Source organism: Duganella sp. GW821-FHT07G03 (assembly GCF_059418605.1).
In genome coordinates this window covers 1-2,112 of sequence record NZ_JBWKQE010000056.1, presented here as the reverse complement: position 1 = coordinate 2,112, position 2,112 = coordinate 1, and the positions used below count along the sequence as shown (strand labels likewise).

Annotated in this window: 2 protein-coding genes; both read left to right on the top strand. The window is 62.6% G+C overall.

The window, feature by feature from the left end; translation table 11 throughout:
• Positions 1 to 156 precede the first annotated feature (156 nt).
• On the top strand, positions 157 to 498 hold the full coding sequence (gene tnpB / locus AC07OK_RS30720; RefSeq protein ID WP_494693837.1) for an IS66 family insertion sequence element accessory protein TnpB: 342 nt from the start codon (positions 157 to 159) through the stop codon (positions 496 to 498).
• A gap of 59 nt (positions 499 to 557) precedes the next feature.
• Positions 558 to 2,078 (top strand): IS66 family transposase, encoded by a 1,521-nt coding sequence (gene tnpC / locus AC07OK_RS30715; protein WP_494693836.1) that lies wholly within the window; start codon positions 558 to 560, stop codon positions 2,076 to 2,078.
• Positions 2,079 to 2,112: the final 34 nt, after the last annotated feature.

Genomic DNA, 2,112 nt, shown 5'->3' with positions numbered 1-2,112 from the left:
GCCAGCCTTGCTGCCGGTACAAGTCATCCTCCCATCAACTGATGCCGTAGCCGAAATGACGCCACCTATCACGCTGCACAGTGAGCGGGGCTGGACTCTGCATGTGCCCGGTGACGTGTCAGCCAGTTGGCTGGCGGACTTGATGCGGGGGCTGTGATGCGGATTTCAGCCGATGTGATCATGCTTGTCACGTCGCCAGTGGATATGCGCACAGGGGCTGATGGACTGTCCTTATACGTACAGCAGGAGCTGGGTCGGCCCGCTTGTGATGGGACGATGTATATTTTCACCAATCGTTCGCGCAGCCGCATGAAGCTGGTGTGCTGGGATGGAACTGGGGTCTGGCTTTGCCAGCGCCGGCTGCACAAAGGGCACTTCATCTGGCCAAGAATTGATGCAAGCAGTTGGCAGATCAGCGCTGAACAGTGGCAGTGGCTGACGATGGGTGTGGACTGGCAGCGCCTGACTGCGGCGGCACCGGCAGCGTGGCAATTGTAGGAAGCCACGTCAGCTATTTTGCTTGTAAACATCGGCGCGGTTCGCTACACTGCATCGCCATGGACCTGCTCGACAAACTCGCCCTCACCAATATTGATCCTGCCATGTTGGCACAGGTGCGGGCATTGGTGAAGCAGCAGCAGGCTGCACTGGCCGAGAAAGATTTCAAGATCACGGCGCTGACGCATGAACTGGCGTACTTGCGCCGCGTACGCTACGGCAAGGCGAGTGAGATCCTCACCGGTGAGCAACGCTCGCTGTTTGACGAAGCGATCGAGACGGACTTGGCGGCCATCGAGGAGGAACTCGAAACGCAAGCGCCACCGAAGCTGCGGCGCAAGCGTGCCGGGCGGCAGTCCCTGCCGTCGGAGTTGCCTCGCATCGAGCACCGCCACGAGCCCGAATCTTGCCAGTGCGGCCAGTGCGGCGCGCGCCTGGTCAAGATCGGCGAGGACGTCAGCGAGCAGCTGGACGTGGAACCAGCCCGCTTCTTCGTGCATCGCCATATCCGCCCGCAATACGCATGCCGTGCCTGCGAAACGGTCACCGCGGCGCCGATTCCGCCAGCCGTGATCGATGGCGGCTTGGCCGCCGTCGGGCTGCTGGCGTGGGTCGCGGCCAGCAAATACCTCGATCACCTGCCACTCTACCGGATCGAGCAGATCGCGGCGCGCCAAGGCGTGCCGCTGGCGCGTTCGACACTGGCGCAGTGGATCGGCCGCATCGGGGTGGCCTTGCAGCCGCTGACCGACCGGCTTACCGAGCTGCTCAAGCAACGCGCTTGCCTGCATGCGGACGAAACACCGGTGCGCCAACTCGACCCCGGCAGCGGCAAGACCCATCAGGCTTACCTATGGGCCTACCGATCCGGCACGTGGGAAGATGGTCCACCCATCATCATCTTTGATTACCAGGCAAGCCGGGCCGGCGCACACGTCCGGGCCTTCCTGCAGGACTGGCGGGGCCACCTGATGGTGGACGACTATGCCGGCTACAAGGCCTTGTTCGCGCAGGGGCCGACCGAACTGGCTTGTCTTGCCCATATTCGACGCAAGTTTTTCGATGTGCATGCTGCCAATGGCAGCCCGGTAGCCGAGGAGGCTTTACGCCGCATCGCGCAGCTTTACGCCATCGAACAGCAAGCAGCCGACGTCACATCGGTACGGCGCCTGGCCCTGCGCCAGCAGCAGGCCGTGCCGGCGCTGGCCGAGTTGCGCGCCTGGCTGCTGGCCACGCAACGCACCGTCGCGACAGGCAGCGGCACCGGCAAGGCCATCGATCATGCCCTCAAGCGCTGGGCCGCATTGGAGCGCTACGCTACTTCCGGCACGCTCCCGATCGATAACAATCCTGTCGAGAACGCGATCCGCCCAATCGCAATTGGCAAGAAGAACTGGCTGTTTGCAGGCTCGGAACGCGCCGGCCGCCGCGCTGCCGCCATCCAAAGTTTGTTTGCCACCGCCAAACTTAATGGCCTCGATCCAGCGCGCTGGCTAGCCGAAACCCTCGACAAACTTCCGACCTGTCCGAACAACAAGATCGACACGCTGCTACCGTTTCCAAACTCTACGCAGAACTAGCCTTGTGTGGAAGGTGGAGCGGCTGGACGCTTAC

What these genes read in the sequence shown, in the direction of transcription:
- tnpB (WP_494693837.1), top strand. Translation starts at nt 157, where the DNA reads ATGCGGATTTCAGCCGATGTGATCATGCTTGTCACGTCGCCAGTGGAT.
- tnpC (WP_494693836.1), top strand. Translation starts at nt 558, where the DNA reads ATGGACCTGCTCGACAAACTCGCCCTCACCAATATTGATCCTGCCATG.